The organism is Nonomuraea endophytica, from assembly GCF_014203235.1.
Classification (GTDB): Bacteria; Actinomycetota; Actinomycetes; order Streptosporangiales; family Streptosporangiaceae; genus Nonomuraea; species Nonomuraea endophytica.
Genome location: NZ_JACHIN010000008.1, coordinates 1 through 23,231 on the forward strand (window position 1 = coordinate 1; position 23,231 = coordinate 23,231).

General features: G+C 70.5%; 22 protein-coding genes. 8 read left to right on the plus strand and 14 right to left on the minus strand.

The window, feature by feature from the left end:
- The first annotated feature begins 88 nt into the window (after positions 1-88).
- Together HNR40_RS27830 and HNR40_RS27835 are read left to right on the plus strand one after the other, a co-directional pair.
- Entirely contained in the window at positions 89-343 is a 255-nt protein-coding gene (locus tag HNR40_RS27830) for an Ada metal-binding domain-containing protein (RefSeq protein ID WP_184966416.1), read from the plus strand.
- Positions 336-698: a hypothetical protein gene (locus tag HNR40_RS27835; RefSeq protein ID WP_184967376.1), complete on the plus strand. Its 363-nt coding sequence runs from the start codon at positions 336-338 to the stop codon at positions 696-698. Before HNR40_RS27830 ends, HNR40_RS27835 begins: the two co-directional genes overlap by 8 nt.
- A 290-nt stretch (positions 699-988) precedes the next feature.
- On the opposite strand, the gene HNR40_RS27840 is transcribed toward HNR40_RS27835, so the two are convergent.
- From HNR40_RS27840 to HNR40_RS27850, 3 genes are all read right to left on the minus strand, one after another.
- Positions 989-2,374 (minus strand): glycine--tRNA ligase, encoded by a 1,386-nt coding sequence (locus HNR40_RS27840; protein ID WP_184966418.1) that lies wholly within the window; start codon positions 2,372-2,374, stop codon positions 989-991.
- 88 nt (positions 2,375-2,462) lie between these two features.
- Entirely contained in the window at positions 2,463-2,753 is a 291-nt protein-coding gene (locus HNR40_RS27845; protein WP_184966420.1) for an antibiotic biosynthesis monooxygenase family protein, read from the minus strand.
- Between the two features lie 12 nt (positions 2,754-2,765).
- A complete protein-coding gene (locus HNR40_RS27850) occupies positions 2,766-3,995 on the minus strand; it encodes a BtrH N-terminal domain-containing protein (protein ID WP_184966422.1) in 1,230 nt (409 codons plus the stop codon).
- Between the two features lie 570 nt (positions 3,996-4,565).
- On the opposite strand from HNR40_RS27850, the gene HNR40_RS27855 reads away from it, so the two are divergent.
- Positions 4,566-4,955 (plus strand): DUF6703 family protein, encoded by a 390-nt coding sequence (locus HNR40_RS27855; RefSeq protein WP_184966424.1) that lies wholly within the window; start codon positions 4,566-4,568, stop codon positions 4,953-4,955.
- Positions 4,956-5,077: 122 nt separating this feature from the next.
- Here the strand turns inward: HNR40_RS27855 and HNR40_RS27860 are convergent, their stop codons facing one another.
- The 4 genes from HNR40_RS27860 to sucC are packed head-to-tail and all read right to left on the minus strand — an operon-like array spanning position 5,078 to position 10,294.
- Complete coding sequence (locus HNR40_RS27860) at positions 5,078-6,613, minus strand: aldehyde dehydrogenase family protein (RefSeq protein WP_184966426.1); 1,536 nt, start codon at positions 6,611-6,613, stop codon at positions 5,078-5,080.
- 8 nt (positions 6,614-6,621) lie between these two features.
- On the minus strand, positions 6,622-8,289 hold the full coding sequence (locus HNR40_RS27865; RefSeq protein ID WP_184966428.1) for a thiamine pyrophosphate-binding protein: 1,668 nt from the start codon (positions 8,287-8,289) through the stop codon (positions 6,622-6,624).
- Entirely contained in the window at positions 8,286-9,164 is an 879-nt protein-coding gene (gene sucD / locus HNR40_RS27870; protein ID WP_184966429.1) for a succinate--CoA ligase subunit alpha, read from the minus strand. The genes HNR40_RS27865 and sucD overlap by 4 nt, the downstream gene beginning before the upstream one ends.
- A complete protein-coding gene (gene sucC, locus HNR40_RS27875) occupies positions 9,164-10,294 on the minus strand; it encodes an ADP-forming succinate--CoA ligase subunit beta (protein WP_184966430.1) in 1,131 nt (376 codons plus the stop codon). The genes sucD and sucC overlap by 1 nt, the downstream gene beginning before the upstream one ends.
- A gap of 90 nt (positions 10,295-10,384) precedes the next feature.
- Between sucC and HNR40_RS27880 the strand changes: the two genes are divergently transcribed.
- From HNR40_RS27880 to HNR40_RS27895, 4 genes are all read left to right on the plus strand, one after another.
- A complete protein-coding gene (locus HNR40_RS27880) occupies positions 10,385-11,590 on the plus strand; it encodes an MFS transporter (protein WP_184966431.1) in 1,206 nt (401 codons plus the stop codon).
- Between the two features lie 79 nt (positions 11,591-11,669).
- Positions 11,670-12,398, plus strand: a complete 729-nt coding sequence (locus HNR40_RS27885; protein ID WP_184966432.1) for a GntR family transcriptional regulator — start codon at positions 11,670-11,672, stop codon at positions 12,396-12,398.
- Positions 12,399-12,453: 55 nt separating this feature from the next.
- A complete protein-coding gene (locus tag HNR40_RS27890) occupies positions 12,454-12,636 on the plus strand; it encodes a hypothetical protein (RefSeq protein WP_184966433.1) in 183 nt (60 codons plus the stop codon).
- 25 nt (positions 12,637-12,661) lie between these two features.
- On the plus strand, positions 12,662-13,012 hold the full coding sequence (locus HNR40_RS27895) for a hypothetical protein (protein WP_184966434.1): 351 nt from the start codon (positions 12,662-12,664) through the stop codon (positions 13,010-13,012).
- A 35-nt stretch (positions 13,013-13,047) separates the two neighbouring features.
- Here HNR40_RS27895 and HNR40_RS27900 read toward each other — a convergent pair whose 3' ends face one another.
- The 7 genes from HNR40_RS27900 to HNR40_RS27930 form a co-directional block, all read right to left on the minus strand.
- Positions 13,048-14,007 (minus strand): TerC family protein, encoded by a 960-nt coding sequence (locus HNR40_RS27900; protein ID WP_184966435.1) that lies wholly within the window; start codon positions 14,005-14,007, stop codon positions 13,048-13,050.
- On the minus strand, positions 14,004-14,396 hold the full coding sequence (locus HNR40_RS27905) for a hypothetical protein (RefSeq protein ID WP_184966436.1): 393 nt from the start codon (positions 14,394-14,396) through the stop codon (positions 14,004-14,006). Before HNR40_RS27905 ends, HNR40_RS27900 begins: the two co-directional genes overlap by 4 nt.
- Positions 14,396-15,802 (minus strand): Nramp family divalent metal transporter, encoded by a 1,407-nt coding sequence (locus tag HNR40_RS27910; protein ID WP_184966438.1) that lies wholly within the window; start codon positions 15,800-15,802, stop codon positions 14,396-14,398. The genes HNR40_RS27905 and HNR40_RS27910 overlap by 1 nt, the downstream gene beginning before the upstream one ends.
- Positions 15,803-15,959: 157 nt before the next feature.
- Positions 15,960-18,074 (minus strand): acetate--CoA ligase family protein, encoded by a 2,115-nt coding sequence (locus tag HNR40_RS27915; protein ID WP_184966440.1) that lies wholly within the window; start codon positions 18,072-18,074, stop codon positions 15,960-15,962.
- Positions 18,074-19,297: a formyl-CoA transferase gene (frc, locus tag HNR40_RS27920; protein WP_184966442.1), complete on the minus strand. Its 1,224-nt coding sequence runs from the start codon at positions 19,295-19,297 to the stop codon at positions 18,074-18,076. The genes HNR40_RS27915 and frc overlap by 1 nt, the downstream gene beginning before the upstream one ends.
- A gap of 7 nt (positions 19,298-19,304) precedes the next feature.
- Positions 19,305-20,969 (minus strand): thiamine pyrophosphate-binding protein, encoded by a 1,665-nt coding sequence (locus HNR40_RS27925; RefSeq protein ID WP_184966444.1) that lies wholly within the window; start codon positions 20,967-20,969, stop codon positions 19,305-19,307.
- A gap of 88 nt (positions 20,970-21,057) precedes the next feature.
- The gene (locus HNR40_RS27930) at positions 21,058-22,179 is read right to left on the minus strand and encodes a molybdopterin molybdotransferase MoeA (protein ID WP_246509571.1); all 1,122 of its coding nucleotides are present in this window, start codon (positions 22,177-22,179) and stop codon (positions 21,058-21,060) included.
- A gap of 73 nt (positions 22,180-22,252) precedes the next feature.
- Between HNR40_RS27930 and HNR40_RS27935 the strand changes: the two genes are divergently transcribed.
- A complete protein-coding gene (locus HNR40_RS27935; protein WP_184966448.1) occupies positions 22,253-23,230 on the plus strand; it encodes a 2-dehydropantoate 2-reductase in 978 nt (325 codons plus the stop codon).
- The last annotated feature ends 1 nt before the right edge of the window (position 23,231 follow it).

Below are 23,231 nucleotides of genomic sequence, written 5' to 3' on the forward strand. Positions count from 1 at the left end.
CCACGCGTCGAGCGAGCGGGGCGATGACCCGGCGGCACCTCGGGTGCATCAGCAGCCTCACGGCTACCGACAAGAGGATGGTGCACCAGTGAGCTCCTACGTGCTGACCGGGGCCGACGGCCGCACGTACCTCGCCCCGTCGCCCGGGACCCTCGGCGGCTACCGGCGGCGACGCATCTACGGACGGCTGGACTGCCCGTCCGCGCTGCGGGCCATCGCCGCGGGCGGGTACGTCCGGCACCGGGTCTTCTTCGCCGACGAACCGACCGCGCTGGCGGCGGGGTACCGGCCGTGCGCGGTGTGCCTGCCGGATAAATACCGAAAATGGAGGAGAAGTGGTTGAGCCAGGACGGGTCAGGGACGTGGCGGAGCTCGCCGGGCTGCTGAAGTGGCAGGTGCCCGGCGTGGTGACCGTGACCGTGGGGCACGGCCGCGACCCCGGCTCCGTGGCGGCGGCGGAACGGTTCGTCAAGGACTGGGAGGCCGGGGGCGGGCTGGTGGGCGAGGTGGTGAGCTGGCCGGAGGAGGCCGCCTCGTGGCTGCGGCAGGCCCGCCGGTTCGCCTCGGGTGAGCCGGACGCGTGGGTGGTGATCGCCGGGCCGGCGGGATGGGCGGGATGGGCGGGCATGCGCTCCCGCCTCCTCCACCACACCACCTGGGACCCATCCCGCACCCTCATCGCCCCCGCAAACCCCTGACCACCCCAGCCCACACCAGCCCATGACCCCCAGACCCGTGACCGCCCAGAACCCTAAGAGCCCGTGACCCGCCCCGGCCCACAACAGGCCGTGAGCCCCGGACCCCGAGAGCCCGTGACAACCCCCGGATCCACGGGGGCTCTGACGGCCGCCGGTCCGGAAAGCGCGGGAAGGCGACCGCCGAACCGGAAAAGCAGGGGCAGACGAGGCGGCCCGCCGTACAACAGAGACCGAGACGCGCGGGAGGGCGCCCGGCGGGTGCCGGACGCCCTCGTATGTCTGGTGGGACCTCAGTCGTTGAGGTGCTGGCGGAGGTAGGAGTCGACCTGGTCGAGCGCGATGCGCTGCTGCGCCATCGAGTCGCGCTCGCGGATCGTCACCGCCTGGTCCTCCAGGGTGTCGAAGTCGACCGTGATGCAGAACGGCGTGCCGATCTCGTCCTGGCGGCGGTAGCGGCGGCCGATGGCACCGGCGTCGTCGAACTCGACGTTCCAGCGGCGGCGCAGCTGGGCGGCGAGGTCGCGGGCCTTCGGCGACAGGTCGGCGTTGCGCGACAACGGCAGCACCGCGGCCTTGACCGGCGCGAGGCGGTGGTCGAGGCGCATGACCGTGCGCTTCTCCATGACGCCCTTGGCGTTGGGCGCCTCGTCCTCGGTGTAGGCGTCGAGCAGGAACGTCAGTGTGGCTCGGTCGACACCGGCCGCGGGCTCGATGACGTAGGGGACGTAGCGCTCGCCGGTGTCCTGCTCGAAGAAGGACAGGTCGACGCCGGAGGCCTTGCCGTGGGCGGTGAGGTCGAAGTCGGTGCGGTTGGCGACGCCCTCGAGCTCACCCCACTCCGAGCCGGTGAAGTTGAAGCGGTACTCGATGTCGACGGTGCGCTTGGAGTAGTGGGACAGCTTGTCCTTGGGGTGCTCGTACAGGCGCAGGTTGTCCTTGTTGATGCCCAGGTCGGAGTACCAGCGGTAGCGCTCGTCGATCCAGTACTGGTGCCACTCCTCGTCGCTGCCGGGCTTGACGAAGAACTCCATCTCCATCTGCTCGAACTCGCGGGTGCGGAAGATGAAGTTGCCCGGCGTGATCTCGTTGCGGAACGACTTGCCGATCTGGCCGATGCCGAACGGGATCTTCTTGCGCGCCGACTGCTGCACGTTGAGGTAGTTGATGAAGATGCCCTGCGCGGTCTCGGGGCGCAGGAAGGCCAGGCCGGACTCGTCCTCGACCGGGCCGAGATAGGTCTTCAGCAGGCCGCTGAACTGCCGCGGCTCGGTGAAGCCGCCCTTGTTGCCGCAGTTGGGGCAGGTGATGTCGGCCAGGCCGTTCTCGGGGGCCTTGCCGTTCTTCTCCTCATAGGACTCGATGAGGTGGTCGGCCCGGAAGCGCTTGTGGCACGACTGGCACTCGGTCAGCGGGTCGGTGAACGTCTCCACGTGGCCGGAGGCCTGCCACACCTCGCGGGCCAGGATGACGCACGAGTCGAGGCCCACCACGTCGTCGCGGGCCTGCACCATCGACTGCCACCACTGCCGCTTGACGTTGTTCTTCAGCTCCACGCCCAGCGGACCGTAGTCCCATGACGCACGGAGGCCTCCGTAGATCTCGCTCGACGGGTAGACGAGCCCGCGGCGCTTGGCGAGGCTGACGATGGTGTCCATGACGTCTGTACGGCGTGCCATGAGGATGGGTCTCTTTCCGGCTGGAGGTCGGCGAGGGGAAACGGATGAGGTCCCAGCTTAGGGGACGTCCGGTCGCCCTCGCGCGCGACTATTCCTCTTGTCCGGATACGTAGATGTCCTCGAAGGCGCTCGGCTCGTTGACCATGAGAATCATCAACGGATACATCGCCATCTTCGCGGCCGAAAGGGCGCGGCGGTAGTAGCCCGCGCCCTCCCATTCGCTCACCAGCGCCCACAGGTTCGGCTCGTCGACGGAACGCGCCAGCCTCCCGCGGAGGAATCCGGGCTGGGCGCGCAGGGTGTCGACGATGTTCTGACCTTGCTTGAGGAACTCTTGGGACTGAGCTTCCGGAACCATGTAGCGAATGACGGCGAGCACCTTCTTAGAATGTCAGACGATCTCCCGCAGCCGCGCGATCGCGGTGGACTCCGCCGAATAGATCGCGCTCACCCGTTCGGCGATTGCGGAGAAATCCACCTTTCTCGCCGTGCGATCGGCTTCCGCGCGCAGCCGCCACAGCTCCTCCGCGTCCTCCTCGCGGGCCGCGCCGTCCGACAGCACCGCCTCACGGACCGCCGCCGTCAGCTCCCGGATCCGCCCGAACTCCTCGTACGGCACCGCCGTCTCCGCCATCTCATGCCACATGCCATGAATCCGCCGGAACTCGGTCGCCGACTCCCCCAGTTCCTCCCGCCGCAGCAGCCCGGCCGCCGCGTCGAGCCCGTCCGCGAACAGGTCGCGCAGGTTGCCGCCGTCGATGCCCACCGGCTCGACGCCCTCCCAGATCGACAGCAGCGCCCCCGCCACCCGCGTGCCGTCCCCGAACACCTTCGGCCACCCCTTCGCGTTGCGCTCGTCGGTGAGCAGCCGGCTCCACTTGCGCCAGGCCGGCAGCGAGAACGAGTCGGACGCCGACGACAGATGCTCCACGCAGTCCCTGAGCCCCTCGACCACCGCCCCCGCCACGTCGATCTGCGCGGGCGGCTCCCCCAGCACATACAGGCTGTTCTTGTACGAGCCGACCCGCCCCCTGGCCGCCTCCATCCGGTCCTCCGGCACCAGGATCGGCCCGCTGCCCCGGTCGTCCACATGCACGTACCCGCCTGCCCTGCGGTAGGCGATGACGGGGTGCCCGCCGTACCCGTCGAGCTCCTTCGGCAGCCGCCAGTACCCGATGTGGTAGCGGTCGGGCAGCACCACGCACGGCCGCCCCGCGTCGAGCTCCTCCGCCATCCGCCGCGCCGCCCCCTTGGCGCCGCCCGTCGTGTGGTTCGTGTACGGCACGCCGAGCCGGCCGAGTGTCTTGGTCATCCAGCGGTCGTAGTACTGCCACTGGTTGAGGAAGGCCATGACCAGGGCGGCGCTGTCGTGCCGCTTGAACTCCCAGAGGATGTAACCGGCCCCGATCCCGCCACCGGCCAGGAGCACCAGCGGCTCGGGAACCCCCGTGAGCCGCGACACGACCGCCGTGCTGGGATGCAGCCCACCTTTGAACTCCCACCCGTGATCGTCGGGCGTCCCTTGGGTACCGAGTGTGTGCCGTCTGGCGGTGGTGTAGCTCTCGCCGGTCTTCGCCATGCGTGCCCGGATGCGGGCCTTGAGCTGCTTCTTGTCGGTCATAACCGGTGTCCGTGTCCGCGGTCGCGCAGGGGCCCGGTCCACGCCCGCCGACCCCGGCCGCCGCGATGCTCTGGGCTATGCCGAAGATTCGTCCCCCGAGGCGCGTGTGTCCCCTTTGCCTCCGTGATGCTGGGCGGGCAGCGTGGATGCTCGCTTTTAGGAGGTGCGGCGCTGGGAGTCGCCGTGCCGCCCATCCTAGGGACCCCATGGCCTCCTGTCACGCGCCCCCACGCCCCGCCCGTCCTTCACGGCAGGAGCTTCTCCCTCGCCTTGTTGCCCAACACCTCGCTTGACCAACGCCCTGGCAGGAAGGCGGGACGACCGGAGGAAGGGGAAGCCGCAGGAAGGGGAGGCCCAGGGCTCTGGGAACCGGGTGACGGCTTTCGGGGTGGGGTGTGGAGTCCCGGGGCGGGTTGGTGGGGTGCGGAGTCCCGGGGGGTTGGTGGGGTGCGGAGTCCCGGGGGGTTGGTGGGGTGCGGAGTCCCGGGGTGGGTCGAGTTGGGGTTGGCGGGGTTGGGGAGTTGGGGTTGGTGGGGGCGGGGTTGGGGGGTGGGGGGTTAGGCTCGGGCCGTGGCCCAAGACAATGACCGCAGGCATCCGCTGGCCCAGCCCAGGGCGGCGGCCAAGGCCAAGCGCCCGTTGCCGCCCGGTGAGCGGTTCTTCACGCCCGGCGCGACCGGCCTGCGCAAGGCCGTGGAGCAACGCAGCGCCACTCCCATGGCCTATCTGTTCACGCAGGTTCCGCGCTGGATCACGCCGGTGGTCATGGTCGTGCTGCTGCTGGCGGGGTTCGCCGTGCAGAACTGGCTGGGCGGGGTGGCGGTGCTGCCGGTGGTCGGCTTCGTGGGGCTGCTGGCATACCTGTCGTGGCCGTCGCTCAGCACCGGCGGCAAGCTGCTGCGGGTGGCCATGCTGACGTTCCTGCTGCTGGTCGTGGCCAGCCGCTTCGGCGCCTTCTAGCCGCCCACGCCCCGGCCACTCGTCACGGTCCCGGGTCTCCCCGGCTCACGCCTCCAGCCGTGCGCATCCTCAGCGGGTTTCCCGGTTGAGGATGTCACGGCCAGGAGCGGCGGCGGGTGGGGTCAGCTGGCGAGCAGGGTGTAGGTGGGGAAGTTGCCGGGGAGGCGTTCGCCTTCCGGGCCTGTGGTCACGGCCCGGACCAGGAGGTCGCCGCCGACGAAGGCGCCGCGCCACGATGCTCCCAGGCCGCCGAACAGCTCGTCCCGGTCACCGCGCGAGCGCGGCTTGTTGTGGCCGACCTTGAAGGCCCGCACCTCGGGCGAGATCCGGGCGAAGGTCTCCTCGTCGTCGCAGGACAGGGTGGCGACCAGGGCGCCGTTGCTGGCGTTCATGGCGGCCAGGAGTTCGGCCTCGGTGTCGACGAGCATCATGGTGTCGACGGGCCCGAACGGCTCGGCGTGGTGCAGGGGTGAGGAGCGGGGCGGGTTGAGGATCGCCGTCGGCGCGAAGTAAGCGGAAATATCCTGGTTTGGCAGGAAGTGTCCCTCGGACAGCCGTGCCCGGTACAACGGCACGCCGCCCCTCGCGATGGCCTGGTCGACCTGCCCGGCCAGCTCGGCCGCCTTCGCCGCGTTGATGAGCGGACCGAAGTCGAGCTGCGGCAACGGGTCCTCCGGCGACTCCACCGCCAGCGGATGCCCGAACCGCAACGAACCCACCGCCTCCATGTAAGCGGCCAGGAAGTCCGGGAAGAGCTCCCGCTGCACGACGAACCGCGGATAGGCGGTGCACCGCTGCTTGGCGTAGTCGAAGGACCCGCGGATCTGCCGCGCGAGCAGCTCCCACCCCGAGTACTCCCAGACGCCCCAGCAGTTGAGACCCTCCTGTTCGAGTACGTGGCGCCGCTCGACGTCGGCCAGCGAGGTCGCCACCTGGGCCCCCGCGTCCCGTCCGCCCACGAACGACACGCACCCGAGCGCGCGCCCGCCCACCAGCACCGGCGACAGCGCCGCCCCGCCCCCGCTGACCAGCGTGAACGGCAGACCCTCCCGCACCGCCAGCGCACAGGCCAGCGTGAGGCAGGCCAGCCCGCCGTCGGTGGGCGTCTTGGCGATCACCGCGTTCCCGGCCAGCGCCTGGACCAGCATGGCGTGCATGAGCACGCTCATCGGGTAGTTCCAGCTGGCGATGTTGCTGACCGGTCCGGGCAACGGGGTGCGCCCGGCGGTCATGCGGTCGATCTCCCCGACGTACCAGCGCACGCCGTCCAGGCAGCGGTCCACGTCGGCGCAGGCCGTCTTCCACGGCTTGCCGATCTCCCACACGAGCAGCATCGCGAGCAGGTCGCGGTGCTCGGCCATCGCCTCGACGGCGGCCGTGACGCGGGCCTTGCGCTCGGCGAGCGGCACGTGCCGCCACTGCCGGTGCTCGGACTCGGCGCCGGCCACCGCGCGGCCCGCGCCCGACCGGTCCAGCCTGGGCGGTACGGCGATGGCGGTGCCGTCGATCGGCGAGAAGACCGGGGTGTCAGGGCGGCCGTCGCGGTGCCAGAAGCCGCCCCAGTGGTTGAGCACCCTGTCGTCGTGGAACGCCTCCGGCGCCGCCGTACAGCATCTGTCGTAAGTGTCCTGCCAGGCTGTGCCCGGTTTGATCCGCATCTGGCCTCCTAGTCCGACCAGTCGACGGTGACGAGCTCGGGCAGGGGCTCGAACTCCTTGATCGCGTCGAGCGCGGGGCCCGTGGCCGCTTTGGCCTCCCGCTCGACCATGACCTCCACCAGCACGGGCACTCGCGTTCGCGCCGCCTCGGCGGAGGCCCAGGCCAGGGCGTCCCGGATGTCGCCCGGCCGGTCGACCCGGCGGGCCGGGCAGCCGAGGGACTCCATCGCCCTGACGTGGTCGACGCCGCCTTCGCCGTCGTGGAGGTCCATGGCGTCGTTCATGTCGTACGGGAGCTCCGCCCGTCCGAGGCCCGCATTGTTGATCATCACGATGACGAGCGGGATCCGGTGCCGCGCCGCCACCGCGACCTCCTCCGTCAGGAACGGGAAGCCGGCGACCGCGACGACCTGTCGTTCCGGACGTGCGCATTTGGCCCCCATCGCGGCGGGCACCTCCCAGCCCGGCGGCCCGGCCTGCCCGCACGCGAGGTAACGCCGGGGCAGGTAGGTGGTCTGGAACTGGCCCGACCAGATCTGGTGGAGCCCGGTCCCGGTGACGAAGGTGGTGTCGCGCGGGTAGAAGCCGTTGATCTCCCTGAACACGCGGGGCGGCTTGATCGGCACGTCGTCGAAGTCGTCGCGGCGCGCCATCGTGCGGCGCAGTTCGCCGACCCTGCGCACCCATTTGCCGGGTTGCAGGGCCGCCGTACGGCTGCGCGCCTCCGCCACCATCTCAGCCAATACGGGCTGGGCATGGCCGAACACCCCTAAGTCCGGCTCGAAGACCCTGCCGAGCTGGGTGGGCTCGATGTCGACGTGGATGAAGCGCCGGCCCTTGCGGTAGACGTCGAGGTCGCCGGTGTGCCGGTCGGCGAAGCGGGCGCCGACGGCGAGCACCAGGTCGCTCCGCAGGAACGCGGCGTTGCCCCAGCGGCTGTGCGCCTCGGTCCCGGCCAGGCCGGCGAACAGGGGGTGGTCCTCCGGGAAGGCGCCTTTGCCCATGAGCGTGACCTGGACGGGGATCTGGAGGTGTTCGGCGAGTTGGAGCAGTTCGTCGCCTGCCCCGGCGGTGACGACCCCGCCGCCGGCCAGGATGAGGGGCCGCCTGGCCGTACACACCAGGTCGAGGGCGGCGCGCACGACGTGCGGCAGCGGGCGCGGGACGGCCACCGGGAGCGGCGCGTCCAGCGCGCGGTCGTACAGGCAGGTGCCGCGCTGCACGTCGGCGGGCAGATCGACGAGCACCGGGCCCGGGCGGCCGGAGCGGGCGACCCGGAACGCCTCGCGAAACACCCAGGGCGCCTGGGCGGATTCCCTGAGCTGCACGGCCCATTTGGTGACGGGTCTGGCGATCTCCACGATGCCGGCCGATTGGAAAGGCTCCCGGCCGGTGACGCAGAGCAGCGGGACGGAGTCGGCCAGCGCGGCGTGCAGACCGGTGATCATGTTGGTGCCGGAGGCGCCGACGCAGACGCCGACGTTGCCCGTCGTCCTGGCCCAGCCGTCGGCGGCGTGGGCGCCGCCCGCCTCGTGGCGTACCGTGACGTGCCGGATGGAGCTGTCGCGGAGCGCGGCGTCCAGGGGAGGGACGGCGTCGCCGGTGCCGAAGACGGTGTCCACGCCCTCCGACTCCAGCACCGCGACCACCGCCTCCGCGCAGGCGACGCGCGTCACGCCGTGCCCAGCGCCGACCGCATGAGCCGCGCGGTCTCCGACGGGGTACGCCCGACCCGCACGCCGGCCGCCTCCAACGCCTCCTTCTTGGCCTGCGCGGTACCCGACGAACCGGAGACGATCGCGCCGGCGTGGCCCATCGTCTTGCCCTCTGGCGCGGTGAAGCCGGCCACGTAGGCGACGACCGGTTTGGTGATGTTCGCGGAGATGTAGGCGGCGGCCCGCTCCTCGGCGTCGCCGCCGATCTCGCCGATCATCACGATCGCGTCGGTGCCCGGATCGTCCTGGAACGCCCGCAGGCAGTCGATGTGCGTGGTCCCGATGACCGGGTCGCCGCCGATCCCGACCGCGGTGGAGAAGCCCAGGTCGCGCAGCTCGTACATGAGCTGGTAGGTGAGCGTGCCCGACTTGGAGACCAGGCCGATGCGTCCGGCGGTGGTGATGTCGGCGGGGATGATCCCGGCCGACGACTGGCCGGGGCTGATCAGGCCGGGGCAGTTGGGGCCGATGATCCGGGTACCGCCGCGGGCCAGGGCGCGGAACCTGATCGCGTCGTGCACGGGCACGCCCTCGGTGATCACCACGCACAGCGGCACCTCCGCAGCGACCGCCTCCTCCACGGCCGAGCCGGTGAAGCGCGGCGGCACGAAGACGACCGACACGTCGGCGCCGGTCTCGCCCACGGCCTCGGCGACCGAGCCGAAGACCGGGACCGTCCTCTCGCCGAAGTCGACCGTGCGCCCGCCCTTGCCGGGCGTCACCCCGGCCACCACGTCGGTCCCCGCGGCCAGCATGCGCGAGGTGTGCCGGGCGCCCTCGGAGCCGGTCATGCCCTGGACCAGCACGCGGCTGTCCTTGGTCAGGAAGATCGCCATCACGCACCTGCCGCGAGTCTGGCCGCCAGCTGGGCGGCGCCGTCCATGGTGGGCACCTGGCGGACCGCCGGGTGCCGGGCGTCGCTGAGTATGCGCCTGCCGACCTCGGCGTTGTTGCCGTCCAGCCGGACCACGATGGGCCGGGCCCGGCCGCGTTCGCCCAGCAGTTCCAGCGCGGTGACGATGCCCGTGGCCACCGCGTCGCAGGTGGTGATGCCGCCGAAGACGTTGACCAGCACCGAGCGCACGTCCGGGTCGGACAGGATGATCTCCAGCCCGTCGGCCATGACCTGGGCGGAGGCGCCGCCGCCGATGTCGAGGAAGTTCGCCGGGTCGGCGCCGGCCCCGGCGACGACGTCGAGCGTGCTCATGACCAGCCCGGCGCCGTTGCCGATCACGCCCACGCGGCCGTCCAGCTTGACGTAGTTGAGCCCCTTCGCGCGGGCGCGGCCCTCCAGGCTGCCGGTCAGCTCCTCAGGTGCGCGCTCGTGCCGGAACGCGGCGTTGTCGTCCAGGGTGACCTTGCCGTCGAGCGCCACGATCCGCTGGTCGGTAGTGAGGATGAGCGGGTTGACCTCGACCAGCAGGGCGTCCTCGGTCACCATGACGTCCCAGAGCCGCTGCAGCGTGGCCGCGGCCGTCTCGGGCAGGCCCGCCTTGTCCACGAGCTGCTGGGCGACGGCGGCGTCCACGCCCACGGCCGGGTCGATCGGCAGCCTGACCAGCGCGCCGGGGTCGCGCTCCGCCAGCTCCTCGATCTCCATGCCGCCCTGCGCCGACACCATCGCCAGGAACGACCCGGCCGTCCGGTCGACGAGGAAGGCCGCGTAGTACTCCTCGAAGGGGACCGTGGCCACCTCCACGAGCACGGCCCGGGTGAGATGTCCCTTGATGTCCATCCCGAGCACACGCCCGGCCTCCTCCTCGGCGGCCTGCGGCCCCGGTGCGGCTTTGATGCCGCCCGCCTTGCCTCTGCCGCCGGTCTTCACCTGGGCCTTGATGACGACGGGAGCGCCGATCTCGGCTGCTATCGCGCGGGCCTCGGCCGGGGTGCGGGCCACGTCGCCGAGGGGGACCGGGATGCCGTGGCGACCGAAGAGTTCCTTCGCCTGGTACTCGTACAGGTCCATGCGAGCCTCCTTTGTAGACGGTATACCGTATGGAATATTCCTCGTCCAGAGGCTCGACAAGTATCCGATTGTGTGGATATTCCATACAGTATGGAGAATGCAGTTCGAGACTGGCGTGGCCGCGCGTACCTGCCCGGCCCCGTACCCGCCGACCGTCCGCGCACGTTCTGGCTCGCCTGGGCCTCGATGGCCGCCATAGCGCCGCTCCAGTACGGCTACGCCGCCCTGCTCGTCCGCGACCAGGCCGCGCTCATCCCGCTGGGCGTGTGGATCGTCTGCCAGGCGGCCGGAGCCCTGCTGCGCCGCCGCCTCTCCCTCACCGCGGGCGGCGTCCTCACCACCTCCGGCCTGCTCGCCCTCGGCCTCGGCGACTCCTGGCCGTTCCTCACCGTGTACGCCGTGCTCGGCGGCCTGGGCGCCGGGCTCGTCTACGGCGTGTGCGGCGAGACGGTCGCCGCCTGGCACCCGGAACGGCCCGCCATGCGCGTCGGCCTGGTGACCGGCGCCTTCGGCTACGGGGCGCTGCCGCTGCTGCTGTGGGCCGGCCTGTTCCCCGGCACGCTCCCCCAGGCGTTCCTGGCCTCCGGGATCGTCGCGGCCCTGGTCATCGGCACCACCGCCCGCCACCTGCGCATGCCCCCTCCCCTGTGGTGGCCCGACACCGTCGACCCCCGCACGTACGCGCTGGACGCCGCCGTCCTGCGCCGCACACCCGGGGCGCTGCGCGAGTTCTCGCTGGCCCAGGCGCTGCGCACCCGGGCGTTGCCGGTGCTGGCCGCCATCCTGGTGTGCGCGGGGGCGGTCTCGATCGCCGACGTGGTCATCGTGGCCGCGTCGGGCGCCTGGGGCGCGGTGGCGATCCTGGTCGGGCTCAACGGGGCGGGCAGGGCGCTGGCCATGCGGTGTTCTGAGGCGCTGGGCCGTACGGCGGTGCTGACCGTCGTGCTCACCCTGCTCGCGCTGGGTCAGCTGCTCCTGGCCGCCCATGCGAGCACCGGCACCGCGCTCGGCCTCCGGGCGGGGGCCGTGGCGGCCGGCCTGGGCGGCGGGGCCTTCTACCCGCTGGTCGCCAGCCTGGTCCGCGACTACTTCGGCGTGGCCGGCACCGGCACCATCCATCCCGTCGTCTACAGCGCCAAGGCCGCGGCCGGGCTGGTGGCGGTGGCGCTGTGCTGGCTCGCGCTGTCCGGGGCCGCCGCGCCCGCGCTCCTGCTCGCCGCCGCGTGCGCGGGGCTGCCCGCGCCGGCCGCCCGGCGGTTGCGCGCGCCCGGCAGGCCGGTCACGATCCCCGTGTGATGAGGCTCACGAGTAAGGCGAGAAGCGCAAACTGTATGCTGTAGGCAGTCGACGACAAACCGTTAGTGGAGCCGCGAACATGTTGCTGTCGGATCAGGCCGGTCAGACCGCGGCCAAGATTCCCCGCCCCGCCACGCTCCGCGAGAGCGTCATCGAGGCCATCCAGGAGCTCATCGTCTCCGGCCAGCTCAAGCCCGGCCAGCACCTGGTCGAGAGCGAGCTGGCCGAGCTGCTCGGCGTCTCCAGGCAACCGGTGCGCGAGGCGCTCCAGCAGCTCAGCGGCGAAGGCTGGGTCGACCTCTTCCCCGGCCAGGGCGCCTTCGTGCACGTGCCGACCCTCGAAGAGGCCGACCAGCTGCTCGCCGTACGCACGCTGCTGGAGACCGAGTCGGCGCGGCTGGCCGCGCAGAACGCCGGCGAGGACGGCGTGCGGCAGCTGCGCGCCCTGTGCGCGCGCGGCGTCGCGGCGGTGCGATCGGACGACGTCGACGGCGCGGTCGCCACCAACTCCGAGCTCCACGCGCTCGTGACGGCGCTGTCGGGCAACAAGGTGCTGGCCGAGCTGGCCGCCCAGGTGGCCAGGCGGGTGCGCTGGTACCACACACCCGTGGCCAGGCGGCGCGGCATGACCTCGTGGGAGGAGCACACCGCGCTCATCGACGCCATCGAGGCCGGTGACGAGGCGACCGCCGCGCAGATCATGCGCGAGCACACCGAGCACACCCGCGCGTCCTACCTGGAGTCACGCGCGGGCCAGCCCGTCGAACCCGCCCCCAAGCAGGTACGGCGCCGCCGCCGCACCAGCTGACCCCCGATTGCCAGACCCCTCCTCGGGTAGAGGATGAAACCGGACAGGAGGTGACGTGACGATGAAGGCGTTGATGAGCTTTCTCCGCGGTGATCCCATGGGTCAGAGCGGAGACGGACGCTCCTTCGGCGTCGGCCTGAGCGCCGCGCTCAAAAAGCAGTATTCGGCCGAGGAAGCCGACCGCTACCTGCGCCTGTGGACAGCCGACCGCGACATCCACAGATCCCCCCGAGCCTGACGGGCCCGCCGCTATCCTTGTTTCCATGCCGTACCTCGAACAACGCATGGACAGCGTTGAAACCGACATCAAGGAGATGCGAAGCGACATCTCCGACCTGAAAGCCGACGTCTCGGTCCTGAAAACGGACGTCTCGGTCCTGAAAGAAGACGTCGCCGTCCTCAAGACAGACGTCTCGGTCCTGAAAACGGACGTCGCCGTCCTAAAGACAGACGTCGCCGACATGAAGGGCGACATCGGCGTCCTTCAGCGGTCGGTAGGCAACATGGAGAAGTCCATGGCTGTCATGAGGGATGACGTCAACGACATCAAGGCCAATCAGATGGAGACAAGTAACCTGCTGGCCAGGCTCGTAGCGAAGCTCGAAGGCGTCTAGCCACGGGCGGACGGCCGCGCCCGCCCGCGGCCGGGTCAGTGCTCAGCCGGCTCCTTGTCCCGAACGGCACGGGACTTGAGCAGGCTCAGCACCGTGGTGACGGCGAGGGTGCCCAGGATGACGCCGAGGGAGACCAGGATCGGGATCTCCGGCGCCCAGGACACCCCGTCGTGATGCAGCGCCTCCAGGATGAGCTTCACCCCGATGAACGCCAGCACCACCGACAGTCCCTTGCTCAGGTAGACGAGCCGGTCCAGCAGCCCGCCGATCAGGAAGAACAGCTGCCGCAGCCCCATGAGCGCGAAGGCGTTGGCGGTGAACACCAGGTAGGGCTCCTTGGTCAGGCCGAAGATGGCCGGGATGGAGTCCAGGGCGAACAACAGGTCGGTGGTCCCGATGGCGACCATGACGATGAGCATCGGGGTCACCATGCGCCGGCCGTGGTGCACGGTCAGCCGGGCGCCGTGGTAGGTGTCGGTGGTAGGCAGCACGCGGCGTACCGTCCGCAGCGCGATGTTCTCCGAGAACTCCGCTTCCTCCTCCTCGTGCCCGATCAGCTTCCACGCGGTGTAGACGAGGAAGGCGCCGAAGACGTAGAAGAGCCAGTCGAAGCGGGTCACCGCCTCGGCTCCGGCCGCGATGAAGCCGCCGCGCATGAGCAGCGCCAGCGCGATGCCGATGAGCAGCACCTTCTGCCGGTACTGCCGCGGCACCTTGAACCTGCTCATGATCAGCAGGAAGACGAAGAGGTTGTCGACGCTGAGTGAGTACTCGGTGATCCAGCCGGCGAAGAACTCGCCGCCGTGCGCGGGCCCCGAGAGCATCAGCAGCCCGAAGCCGAACAGCACGGCGAGGGCGACGTAGAAGGAGACCCAGCCGACGCACTCCTTGAAGGAGGGCTCGCGCGGGTTGCGGGCGACGAGGTAGAAGTCGAGGGCGAGGATGAGGCCGAAGCCGCCGATCGTGGCGAGCCAGACCCAGGTGGGCAGGTTCATCGTCTCCTCACGGTGAGGCGTTCGTGCAGCCACACGAAGCCGATGGCGAAGCCCACGCTCACCATCGCCTGGTAGGCCAGGAACAACAGGACTCCGTCCCGCATCCCCACCCCGGCCAGGCTCTCCTGGATGAGTCTGGACGTCGGAAACGCCACCATCCAGAACAGGGCGACGGGTGCGAAGGCCCCGGGCCGGAAGAGCCAGCGTCCGATGAGCAGGCCGTACGCGCCGCCGCACAGCGCCAGCGGTACTGCCAGCGCGAGCGCCGACAGCGCGGCCCGTCCGAGAGGCTGCCCCGCGAGCAGGGTCAGCCCCCCGGCGGCCACGCCGGCGACGGCTCCGATCGCCGCCCCTGGCAGGGCGGGTTCGAGGCTGTGCCGGATCTCCATCAGTCCACGACCACGCCGAACGCGAACAGGCTGTAGAAGAGCATGCCCAGGTAGAACACCGCGCCGAACCCGACGATCACGTTGGTCCACCACTTCGGCCGGATCGGCTTGGGCAACATCCGGTTGTTGACCAGCAGCAGCGTCACGCAGTAGGCGCCCATGGCGAACGTCGACAGGAACGCCAGCGTGTCCAGGATCCCGCTGGGCCCGTCGGCCGGGCCGAAGAGCAGGATCAGGATGCCGAAGATGATCACGCCCCAGAGGAAGCCCGCGTACAGATGGGACATCTTCCGCTTACGGGCGCCGGGCACGAAGTTGTAGGTCATGTCGGCCTGTCCGCGCGAGAACGAGTCGAACAGCCCGAGCGTGGCGTTGAGGCCGATCAGCGCGATGAACCCGAGGAAGACCACCCCGAGCACCGAACTGCCCGCCGAGGAGACGGCGTCCGACATCGCGGTCAGCGCCACCTCCCGGTCGTCGCCGGAGATGACCGCGCGCACTCCGGGGTTCTGCCGGACGGCCGCCTGGGCGATGACCGTGAAGGAGATCGTGACCAGCATGGTCACGCCCCAGAACAGCAGCAGCGCGTCGAAGGTGACCCAGCGCCGCCAGCCCTTCCATTTGGCCATCTCCGCCGGGTCGTCGGTGTCGAACATGAAGCCGCGCGTCGGCATGGCCTCTTCCTCGCCGGCGTGGCGCAGGCCGCGGATGCGCGGGATGTGCGCGCCCATGCCGGCGCCGGAGTCGCGCAGGTGCAGCGTGTACCACATCTGCTGCATCCCGGACGGCCCGGCGAACGCGCACGCCCCGACGATGACCGGGAACCACGCGGCCGACAGCGCCTCCGGCGGCAGGTAGCCGAAGGCGAACATGCCGGTGATCGTGGAGACCACGTCGCCCCACGAGCCGACCATCGCCGCGACCACCGCGGTGCTGATCACGAGCACGCCGATGAGCACCGACAGCAGGTTCTCCAGCACGTTGTAGATCACCTTGGCCAGGGAGAAGACCACCCCGACCAGGATGAGCCCGATGACCGCGGTGACCACCCAGGGAATGCCGGTGATCTCCTCGAAGGCCGCCGCGCCCGCCGACAGGTGGCCCGGCCAGATGTAGACGGCGATGGCCGTCACGAAGAAGAACCACATGATCGGTTTGAACACGCGGGCGGCGCCGGAGAAGATGCTCTCCCCCGTCGCCATCGCGTACCGCGCCATCTCCAGCATCACGACGGCCTGCAGGGTGACGCCGATCAGGAACAACCACCTGATCTCCGGCCCGAACAGCAGGACGAGCCTGGGCCACATATAGGACTCGCCCATCCCCACGCCCAGGGCGACCAGGAAGACGGTCGGCCCGAGAATGTGCACCGACGGGGGCGCGTCGGGCAGTTTTCTGATGGGCATCGGCTCCAGCCGGCCCGCTTTCCATACGCGTTCGTCCTCAACCGGTGGCGCTGCCGCCGCCGATGGTTTGGATGTGTCCACCTAAGGACCTCCTGGGGGGAAAGGTTGGTTCCTGTGGGCTGCCCCGATGTGCCCCCTCGCCTGCCGCGTCCGGCTCTTAACGCAGCAGTCCGGCCGCTCTGGCCCAGCGATACTTCGCGCCGAGCACGGCCACCGGCTTCTCAGTCGTGTACGGGTAGGCGATGACTCCGTGGTCGAACAGGTACGCGCAGGCCTCCTCCACTTCGGTGTCCCCGGCCAGGGACGCGACGACGGGCTTGACGTTGCCCTTCTCCCGCTCCTCGGCCACCACGCGGGCGAGGAGTTCGGCGAAGACCATGGGCGGGGTGACGATCGTGTGCCAGTACCCGAGGACCAGCGCGTGGACGCGCTCGTCGGACAGCCCGAGCCTGACCGTGTTCTCGTAGGTCGACGGGGGTTCCCCGCCGGTGATGTCGATGGGGTTGCCCGCGGCTCCGAAGGGCGGGATGTAGGCGCGGAAGGCCTCGTCCAGGTCGGCCGGGATCTCCATCAGCGTGAGCCCGGCGTCCACGCAGGCGTCGGACAACAGCACGCCGGATCCGCCCGCGCCGGTGATGATGACGACGTTCTCCCCCTGCGGGGCGGGCATCAGCGGCAGCGCCCTGGCGTACTCCAGCATGTCGTTGAGCCCGGGGGCGCGCACGACTCCGGCCTGGCGCAGGATGTCGTCGTAGACCTTGTCGTCGCCGGCCAGCGCTCCGGTGTGCGAGCCGGCCGCCCGCGCGCCCATCGCCGTGCGCCCGGCCTTGAGCACGATGACGGGCTTGTTCTTGACGACCCTGCGCGCGGCGTCGACGAAGCCGCGCCCGTCCTTGAGGTCCTCCAGGTGCATGGCGACCGCGCGGGTGTTGTCGTCCTGCTCGAAGAAGGTGAGCAGGTCGTCCTCGTCGACGTCGGCCTTGTTGCCGACGCCGACGATCGCCGAGACGCCCATCTTGGTGGTACGGCTGAAGCCCAGGATGGCCATGCCGATGCCGCCGCTCTGCGAGGTCAGCGCCACACTGCCCTGCACGTCGTACGGCGTGCAGAACGTGGCGCAGAGGTTCTCCGGCGTGTAGTAGTAGCCGTAGATGTTGGGCCCGAGCATCCGCACCCCGTGCCGGCGGGCGATCTCGACGATCTCCCGCTGGCCGTCGACGTTGCCGGTCTCGGCGAACCCCGACGGGATCATGATCGCTCCCGCGATCCCCTTCTTGCCCGTCTCCTCCAGCGCGGGGGCCACGAAGGCGGCGGGGATGGCGAAGACGGCCACGTCCACGTCGTAGGGGACGTCGGCGATGCTCTTGTAGGCGGGCAGCCCCATGATCTCGGTGGCCTTGGGGTTGATCGGGAAGATCTGGCCCTGGTAGCCGCCGTTGATGAGGTTGCGCATGACCGAGTTGCCGATCTTGCCCTGTTCGGCGGAGGCGCCGATGACGGCGATGGCCCTCGGCTTGAAGATGCGGGTCATCTGGGCGAGGATGCGCTCCCTCGGCAGCCGTTCGACCGGCGCGGGCGCGGCGCCGACGAGGATGCGCACGTCGGCGGCGACGGCCCCGGAGGCGCTGGCGAAGACGGGGTTGAGGTCGATCTCCACGATCTCGGGGTGCTCGTCGACCAGCCTGCCGACACGCTCGATGAGCTGGGCGAGGGCGGCGCGGTCGGCGGGCTCGGCGCCGCGCACCCCACGCAGCACCTCCGCCGCTTTGATGTCGTCGAGCATCGTCAGGGCATCATCACCCGAGACGGGGGCCAGGCGGAAGGTCACGTCCTTGAGCACTTCGACCAGGACTCCGCCCAGGCCGAAGGCGACGACCTTGCCGAACGTGGGGTCGGTGACGGCACCGACGATGACCTCGTGGCCGCCGCCGACCATCTGCTGGACCTGGATGCCGTCGATCTGGGCGTCGGGGTTGTAGGCGAGCGCGCTGGCGAGGATCTTCCGATGGCCCTCGCGGACCTCGTCGGGGGTCTTCAGTCCCACGAGCACGCCGCCGGCATCGGTCTTGTGCAGGATGTCCGGTGAGACGATCTTCAAGACCACGGGGAAGCCGATTTTTGCTGATATTTCGACTGCTTCCTCGGCGGTGGCGGCCAGGCCCTCGCCCGGGGTGGCGATGCCGTACTCCTCGCAGATCGTCCTCCCCTCGGGGGCGGTCAGGGCCGTGCGGCCCTCGGCCAGCGCCTTCTCGATGACTTCCCTCGCGGACATCAGATGACTCCGTTCGTCTTCAGTTCGGCCAGCTCGCCCGCGCTCACGCCGAGCGCACCGTAGATCTCCTGGTTGTGCTCGCCGAGCAGGGGCGGGGTGAGAACGTCCACCGGCGAGTCGGAAAGCTGCAGCGGACTGCCCACGGTGACGAACTCGCCCCGCTCCGGGTGCTCCACCGCGACGACGATGCCCTCCTCGCGCAGGCTCTCGTCCTCCGCCAGCTCCCTGGTCGACAGGATCGGGCCGCACGGGACGTTCTCGGCGTTGAGCCGGTCGAGCACCGACCACTTGTCGTGGCGGATGGTCCACTCCTCGATGAGCTGGAACATCTTGTCGAGCTTGCCCAGCCGGGCCTCGGGGGTGGCCCACTCGGGGTCGTCGGCCAGCTCGGGGCGGCCGATGATGCCGGAGATCGGCCGCCAGCCGACCGGCTGGACGATCACGTAGATGTAGTCGTTGGGCCCGCCGGGCGCGCAGCGCACCGCCCATCCGGGCTGGCCGCCGCCGCTGGCGTTGCCCGAGCGCGGCACCTCGTCGCCGAAGTTCCTGTTCGGGTACTCGCGCAGCGGCCCGTGCGCCAGGCGCTGCTGGTCACGCAGCTTCACCCGGCACAGATTCAGTACGGCGTGCTGCATCGCCACCTGCACCCGCTGCCCCCGCCCGGTGCCCTCCCGCTGGTACAGGGCGGCGAGGATGCCCGCGACCACGTGCACGCCGGTGCCCGAGTCGCCGATCTGCGCGCCCGTGGCCAGCGGCGGCCCCTCCTCGAAGCCCGTGGTGGTCATCGAGCCGCCCATGGCCTGGGCGATCACCTCGTACGCCTTGAACTTGGCGTACTTGCCGGCGCCGAAGCCCTTGATCGAGGCGTAGATGAGGCGCGGGTTGAGCTCGCTCAGCCGCTCCCAGGTGAAGCCCATCCGGTCGACGGCGCCGGGGCCGAAGTTCTCGACCAGGATGTCGGCGCCCTTCACCAGCTCGGTGAACAGCTCCTTGCCGCGCTCGGACTTCATGTTGAGCGTGATGCTGCGCTTGTTGCAGTTGAGCATCGTGAAGTAGAGGCTGTCGACGCCGGGTTTGTCGCGCAGCTGCTGACGGGTGATGTCGCCCGTGGGCGCCTCCAGCTTGACCACGTCGGCGCCGAGCCAGGCGAGGAGCTGGGTGGCCGAAGGGCCGGACTGGACGTGGGTCATGTCGAGGACGCGGACGCCTTCCAGAGCCTTCATCTGAGCCTCACTTGTACATCGTCTGGTTCATGGTTCCGGGGGCGTAGACCTCGGGGTCGACCCATACGTTGATCAGCGAGGGCTTGCCGGACTCGCGGGCCCTGCGCAGGGCCGGGGCGATCTCGTCCGGGTCGCGGACCTCCTCGCCGTAACCGCCGAGCAGCTTGGCGAAGTCGCCGTAGCGGATGTCGCCCAGCGTGTTGCCGACGCGGCCGCGGTCCTCGCCGTACTTGGCGGCCTGGCCGTACCTGATCTGGTTCATCGAGGAGTTGTTGCCGATGACTCCGATGAACGGCAGGTCGAAGCGGATCATCGTCTCGAAGTCCCAGCCGGTCAGCGAGAAGGCGCCGTCGCCGAACAGGCAGAGCACCTCCTTGTCGCGGCGGGCCTGCTTGGCGGCCATCGCGAACGCCATGCCGACGCCGAGGGTGCCCAGCGGGCCCGGGTCCATCCAGTGGCCGGGCGACTTGGGCTGCACCACCTGGCCGGAGAAGGTGACGATGTCGCCGCCGTCGCCGATGTAGATGGTGTCCTCGGTCAGGAACTCGTTGATCTCGTGGACGAGGCGGTAGGGGTCGATGGGCGAGCTGGTGGACAGCTGCCTGGGCAGGCGCTTGTCGTAGGACTGGGTCTCGACCGCGCGCAGCTCCTCGATCCACTCCTTGCGCCTGGCGGCGGCGTCGCTGATCCGGCCGCTGGCCGCCTGGACCGCGGCCGACAGGATGAGCCCGGCGTCGCCGACGATGCCCAGGTCGATGTCGCGGTTCTTGCCGACCGTGCGGTAGTCGAGGTCGATCTGGACCACGGTGGCGGTCGGGGACAGGCGCTTGCCGTACCCCATCCTGAAGTCGAACGGCGTGCCGACGATGATGATGAGGTCGGCCTCGGTGAAGGCGTACCTTCTGGAGAGCTGGAAGTGGTGCGGGTCGCCGGGCGGGAGCGTGCCCCGGCCGGAGCCGTTCATGTAGGCGGGCACGTTCAGGCTTCTGACGAAGTCGATCGCCGCGTCGGTGGCCCGGCAGGTCCAGACCTGGCTGCCGAGCAGGATGCACGGCTTTTCGGCGTGGGCGAGCATGTCGGCCAGGCGCTCGATCGCCTCCGGGTCGCCGGCCTGCCGGGTGGATGCCCGGTAGTTCTTGGGGATGCGCGCCTTCTCCAGCGGGATCTTCGCGTCCAGCACGTCGCGCGGGATCTCCAGGAACGACGGGCCGGGCGCGCCGTGGTAGCACTCGCGGAAGGCCATCGACACGATGTCGGCGACGCGTTCGGTGCTGGGCACCGTGGCGGCGAACTTCGTGATCGGCGTCATCATGTCCACGTGCGGCAGGTCCTGGAGTGAGCCCATCTTGTGCTGGCTCAGCGCGCCCTGGCCGCCGATGAGCAGCATCGGGCTCTCCGCGCGGAAGGCGTTGGCCACGCCGGTGACCGCGTCGGTCGTGCCCGGTCCCGCGGTGACCACCGCGCAGCCCGGTTTGCCGGTGATGCGCGCGTAGCCGTCAGCGGCGTGCGCGGCCACCTGCTCGTGACGAACGTCGATCACCTCAATGCCCTCATCGACGCAACCGTCGTAGATGTCGATGATGTGCCCGCCGCACAGCGTGTAGATCACATCCACGCCCTCGGCCTTGAGCGCTTTGGCTACCAGATGACCGCCAGAGATCGTTTCCGACATCGTGCACCCTTCCCGGCGACTGTCTCCCGCATACTGCATACCGTATGACGCCAATGGTTACTCCCTTGTGAACGGCCTGTCCAGACCTCTACGGCAACTCGATCAACTCCACGGGCCCGCCGCACCACCCCGGCGGCACCGCCGCCAGGGCCTCGGCCAGCGCCGCTCCCCACAACGAGCCCGGCCGGTCGTGCCCCACGGGAACCGCGCCCTTTTCCGCCCGCCGTACCGGCACCAGGCGGGTGTCGCGCGGATGCGCCCGCACCGGCCCCGCCAGCGCGCTCGTCTCGCCCCGGTACGGCCGGCCGAGCAGCGGGACCAGCAGCGTGAGCGCCGCCCCGAGCGCGGCGAACGGATTTCCCGGCAGGCCCGCGAGCATGGCCCCCGACGCCAGCCTGGCCAGGATCTGCGGATGCCCGGGACGCACGGCCACGCCGTCGACCAGCACCTCCGCGTCCCGCAGCACGGCACGCAGATGGTCGGCCGGGCCCTTCGACGAGGCCCCGCAGACCACGACCACGTCCGCGTCCTGGCCCGCGAGCGCCTCGCGCAGCGCCCGCTCGCCGTCGGGCAGCCTGACGACGCCGGCCAGGCGGCCGCCCGCCCACTCGACCAGGCCGGGCAGCATCGGCCCGATGGCGTCGCGCACCCGGCCGGGCCCCGGCAGGCCCGCGAAGACCACCTCGTCACCGGTCACCAGCACCGACACGGCGGGCTTGGGCACCACGCGGAGCCGGTCGTGCCCCAGCCCCGCGGCCAGTCCCAGCACGGACGGGGTCACCACGGTTCCGGCGCCGAGCACCACGGCGTGCTCGGGGATGTCCTCGCCCCGGCGCCTGATGTGCCGGCCGCTCTCGGCCGGGCCCTTGACCCAGTGGCCGTCGGCGTCGGCGGCCTCGTAGGGCAGCACAGCGGCGGTGCCCTCGGGCACCGGGGCTCCGGTGGCGATCTCGACCGCCTCGCCGCCGGCCAGCGACGGGTACGCCGCTCCCCCGGCCAGCACCCTGCCGACCAGGCGCCAGGGCGGCTGGCCGCGGACCGCGTAGCCGTCCATGGCCGACACGTCCGCGCCCGGCACCGGGACCAAAGCGCGGAGGGGTTCGGCCAGGCGGCAGCCGTACACCTCGGCGAGGGGGAGATCGGCTGGTGCGGGCGGGCGGGCATGGGCGGCGGCGAGGGCGCGCGCCCGCTCCCAGGACAGCGTGCTCATGGGCGGCTCCTTGACCGGCATTTTTCCATACTGTATACCGAATGCAGATTCCGACGCGAGAACGGAGCGCAGCATGAAAGTCGCTGTTCTTGGCGCCGGCGCCATCGGCGCATACGTGGGAGCCGCCCTGCACAGGGCGGGAGTCGAGGTGCATCTGATCGCGAGAGGCGAGCACCTTGCGGCCATCCGCCGCGAGGGAGTACGGGTGCTCAGCCCCCGGGGCGATTTCGTCGCCCACCCCCATGCCACCGACGATCCGACCCACGTCGGCCAGGTGGACCACGTCTTCCTGGGCCTCAAGGCGAACAGCTACGCCGCCGCGGGCCCCATGATCAAGCCGTTGCTGCACGAGGCCACGAGCATCATCGCCGCGCAGAACGGCATCCCGTGGTGGTACTTCCACGGGCTCAACAGCCCCTACCAGGGCTACCGCATCGAGAGCGTCGATCCGGACGGAGCCGTCACCGCGGCACTGCCGCTGGAGCGCGCGATCGGCTGCGTCGTCTACGCCGCCACCGAGATCGAGGCGCCGGGCGTCATCCGGCACCTCGAGGGAACCCGATTTTCCATCGGCGAACCGAGCGGGCAGCTGAGCGCCCGGTGCGCCGCCTTCAGCCGGGCCGCGGTCGAGGGCGGGCTCAAGTGCCCGGTCGAGGCCGACGTCCGGCGCGATGTGTGGATCAAGCTCATGGGCAACATCGCCTTCAACCCGATCAGCGCCCTGGCCCGCGCCACCATGGCCGGGATCGCCCGCCACCAGGGCACCCGCGAGCTGGTCATGGCCATGATGCGGGAGACGGTCGAGGTGGCGGGAAGGGTCGGGTGCGATCCGGGTGTGTCGATCGAACGGCGGCTGCGCGGCGCCGAGAAGGCGGGCGAACACAAGACCTCCACACTGCAGGACCTGGAGAAGGGCAAGCCGCTGGAACTGGACGTCCTGCTGGCGGCGGTGGTCGAACTGGCCGACCTGACCGGCGCCGAGGTACCGGTGCTGCGTGCGATCCACGCGGTCAGCGACCTGCTGAACGAGAACGTTGCTCCTACGGCCTAGC

Bases quoted from the DNA above. Each gene is read 5' to 3' on its own strand.
- sucC (WP_184966430.1), bottom strand. From the start codon at position 10,294: ATGGACCTGTACGAGTACCAGGCGAAGGAACTCTTCGGTCGCCACGGC.
- HNR40_RS27935 (WP_184966448.1), top strand. From the start codon at position 22,253: ATGAAAGTCGCTGTTCTTGGCGCCGGCGCCATCGGCGCATACGTGGGA.
- HNR40_RS27885 (WP_184966432.1), top strand. From the start codon at position 11,670: ATGTTGCTGTCGGATCAGGCCGGTCAGACCGCGGCCAAGATTCCCCGC.
- HNR40_RS27850 (WP_184966422.1), bottom strand. From the start codon at position 3,995: ATGACCGACAAGAAGCAGCTCAAGGCCCGCATCCGGGCACGCATGGCG.
- sucD (WP_184966429.1), bottom strand. From the start codon at position 9,164: ATGGCGATCTTCCTGACCAAGGACAGCCGCGTGCTGGTCCAGGGCATG.
- HNR40_RS27880 (WP_184966431.1), top strand. From the start codon at position 10,385: ATGGAGAATGCAGTTCGAGACTGGCGTGGCCGCGCGTACCTGCCCGGC.
- frc (WP_184966442.1), bottom strand. From the start codon at position 19,297: ATGAAGGCTCTGGAAGGCGTCCGCGTCCTCGACATGACCCACGTCCAG.
- HNR40_RS27905 (WP_184966436.1), bottom strand. From the start codon at position 14,396: ATGGAGATCCGGCACAGCCTCGAACCCGCCCTGCCAGGGGCGGCGATC.
- HNR40_RS27930 (WP_246509571.1), bottom strand. From the start codon at position 22,179: ATGAGCACGCTGTCCTGGGAGCGGGCGCGCGCCCTCGCCGCCGCCCAT.
- HNR40_RS27860 (WP_184966426.1), bottom strand. From the start codon at position 6,613: ATGCGGATCAAACCGGGCACAGCCTGGCAGGACACTTACGACAGATGC.
- HNR40_RS27840 (WP_184966418.1), bottom strand. From the start codon at position 2,374: ATGGCACGCCGTACAGACGTCATGGACACCATCGTCAGCCTCGCCAAG.
- HNR40_RS27900 (WP_184966435.1), bottom strand. From the start codon at position 14,007: ATGAACCTGCCCACCTGGGTCTGGCTCGCCACGATCGGCGGCTTCGGC.
- HNR40_RS27915 (WP_184966440.1), bottom strand. From the start codon at position 18,074: ATGTCCGCGAGGGAAGTCATCGAGAAGGCGCTGGCCGAGGGCCGCACG.
- HNR40_RS27895 (WP_184966434.1), top strand. From the start codon at position 12,662: ATGCCGTACCTCGAACAACGCATGGACAGCGTTGAAACCGACATCAAG.
- HNR40_RS27925 (WP_184966444.1), bottom strand. From the start codon at position 20,969: ATGTCGGAAACGATCTCTGGCGGTCATCTGGTAGCCAAAGCGCTCAAG.
- HNR40_RS27910 (WP_184966438.1), bottom strand. From the start codon at position 15,802: ATGCCCATCAGAAAACTGCCCGACGCGCCCCCGTCGGTGCACATTCTC.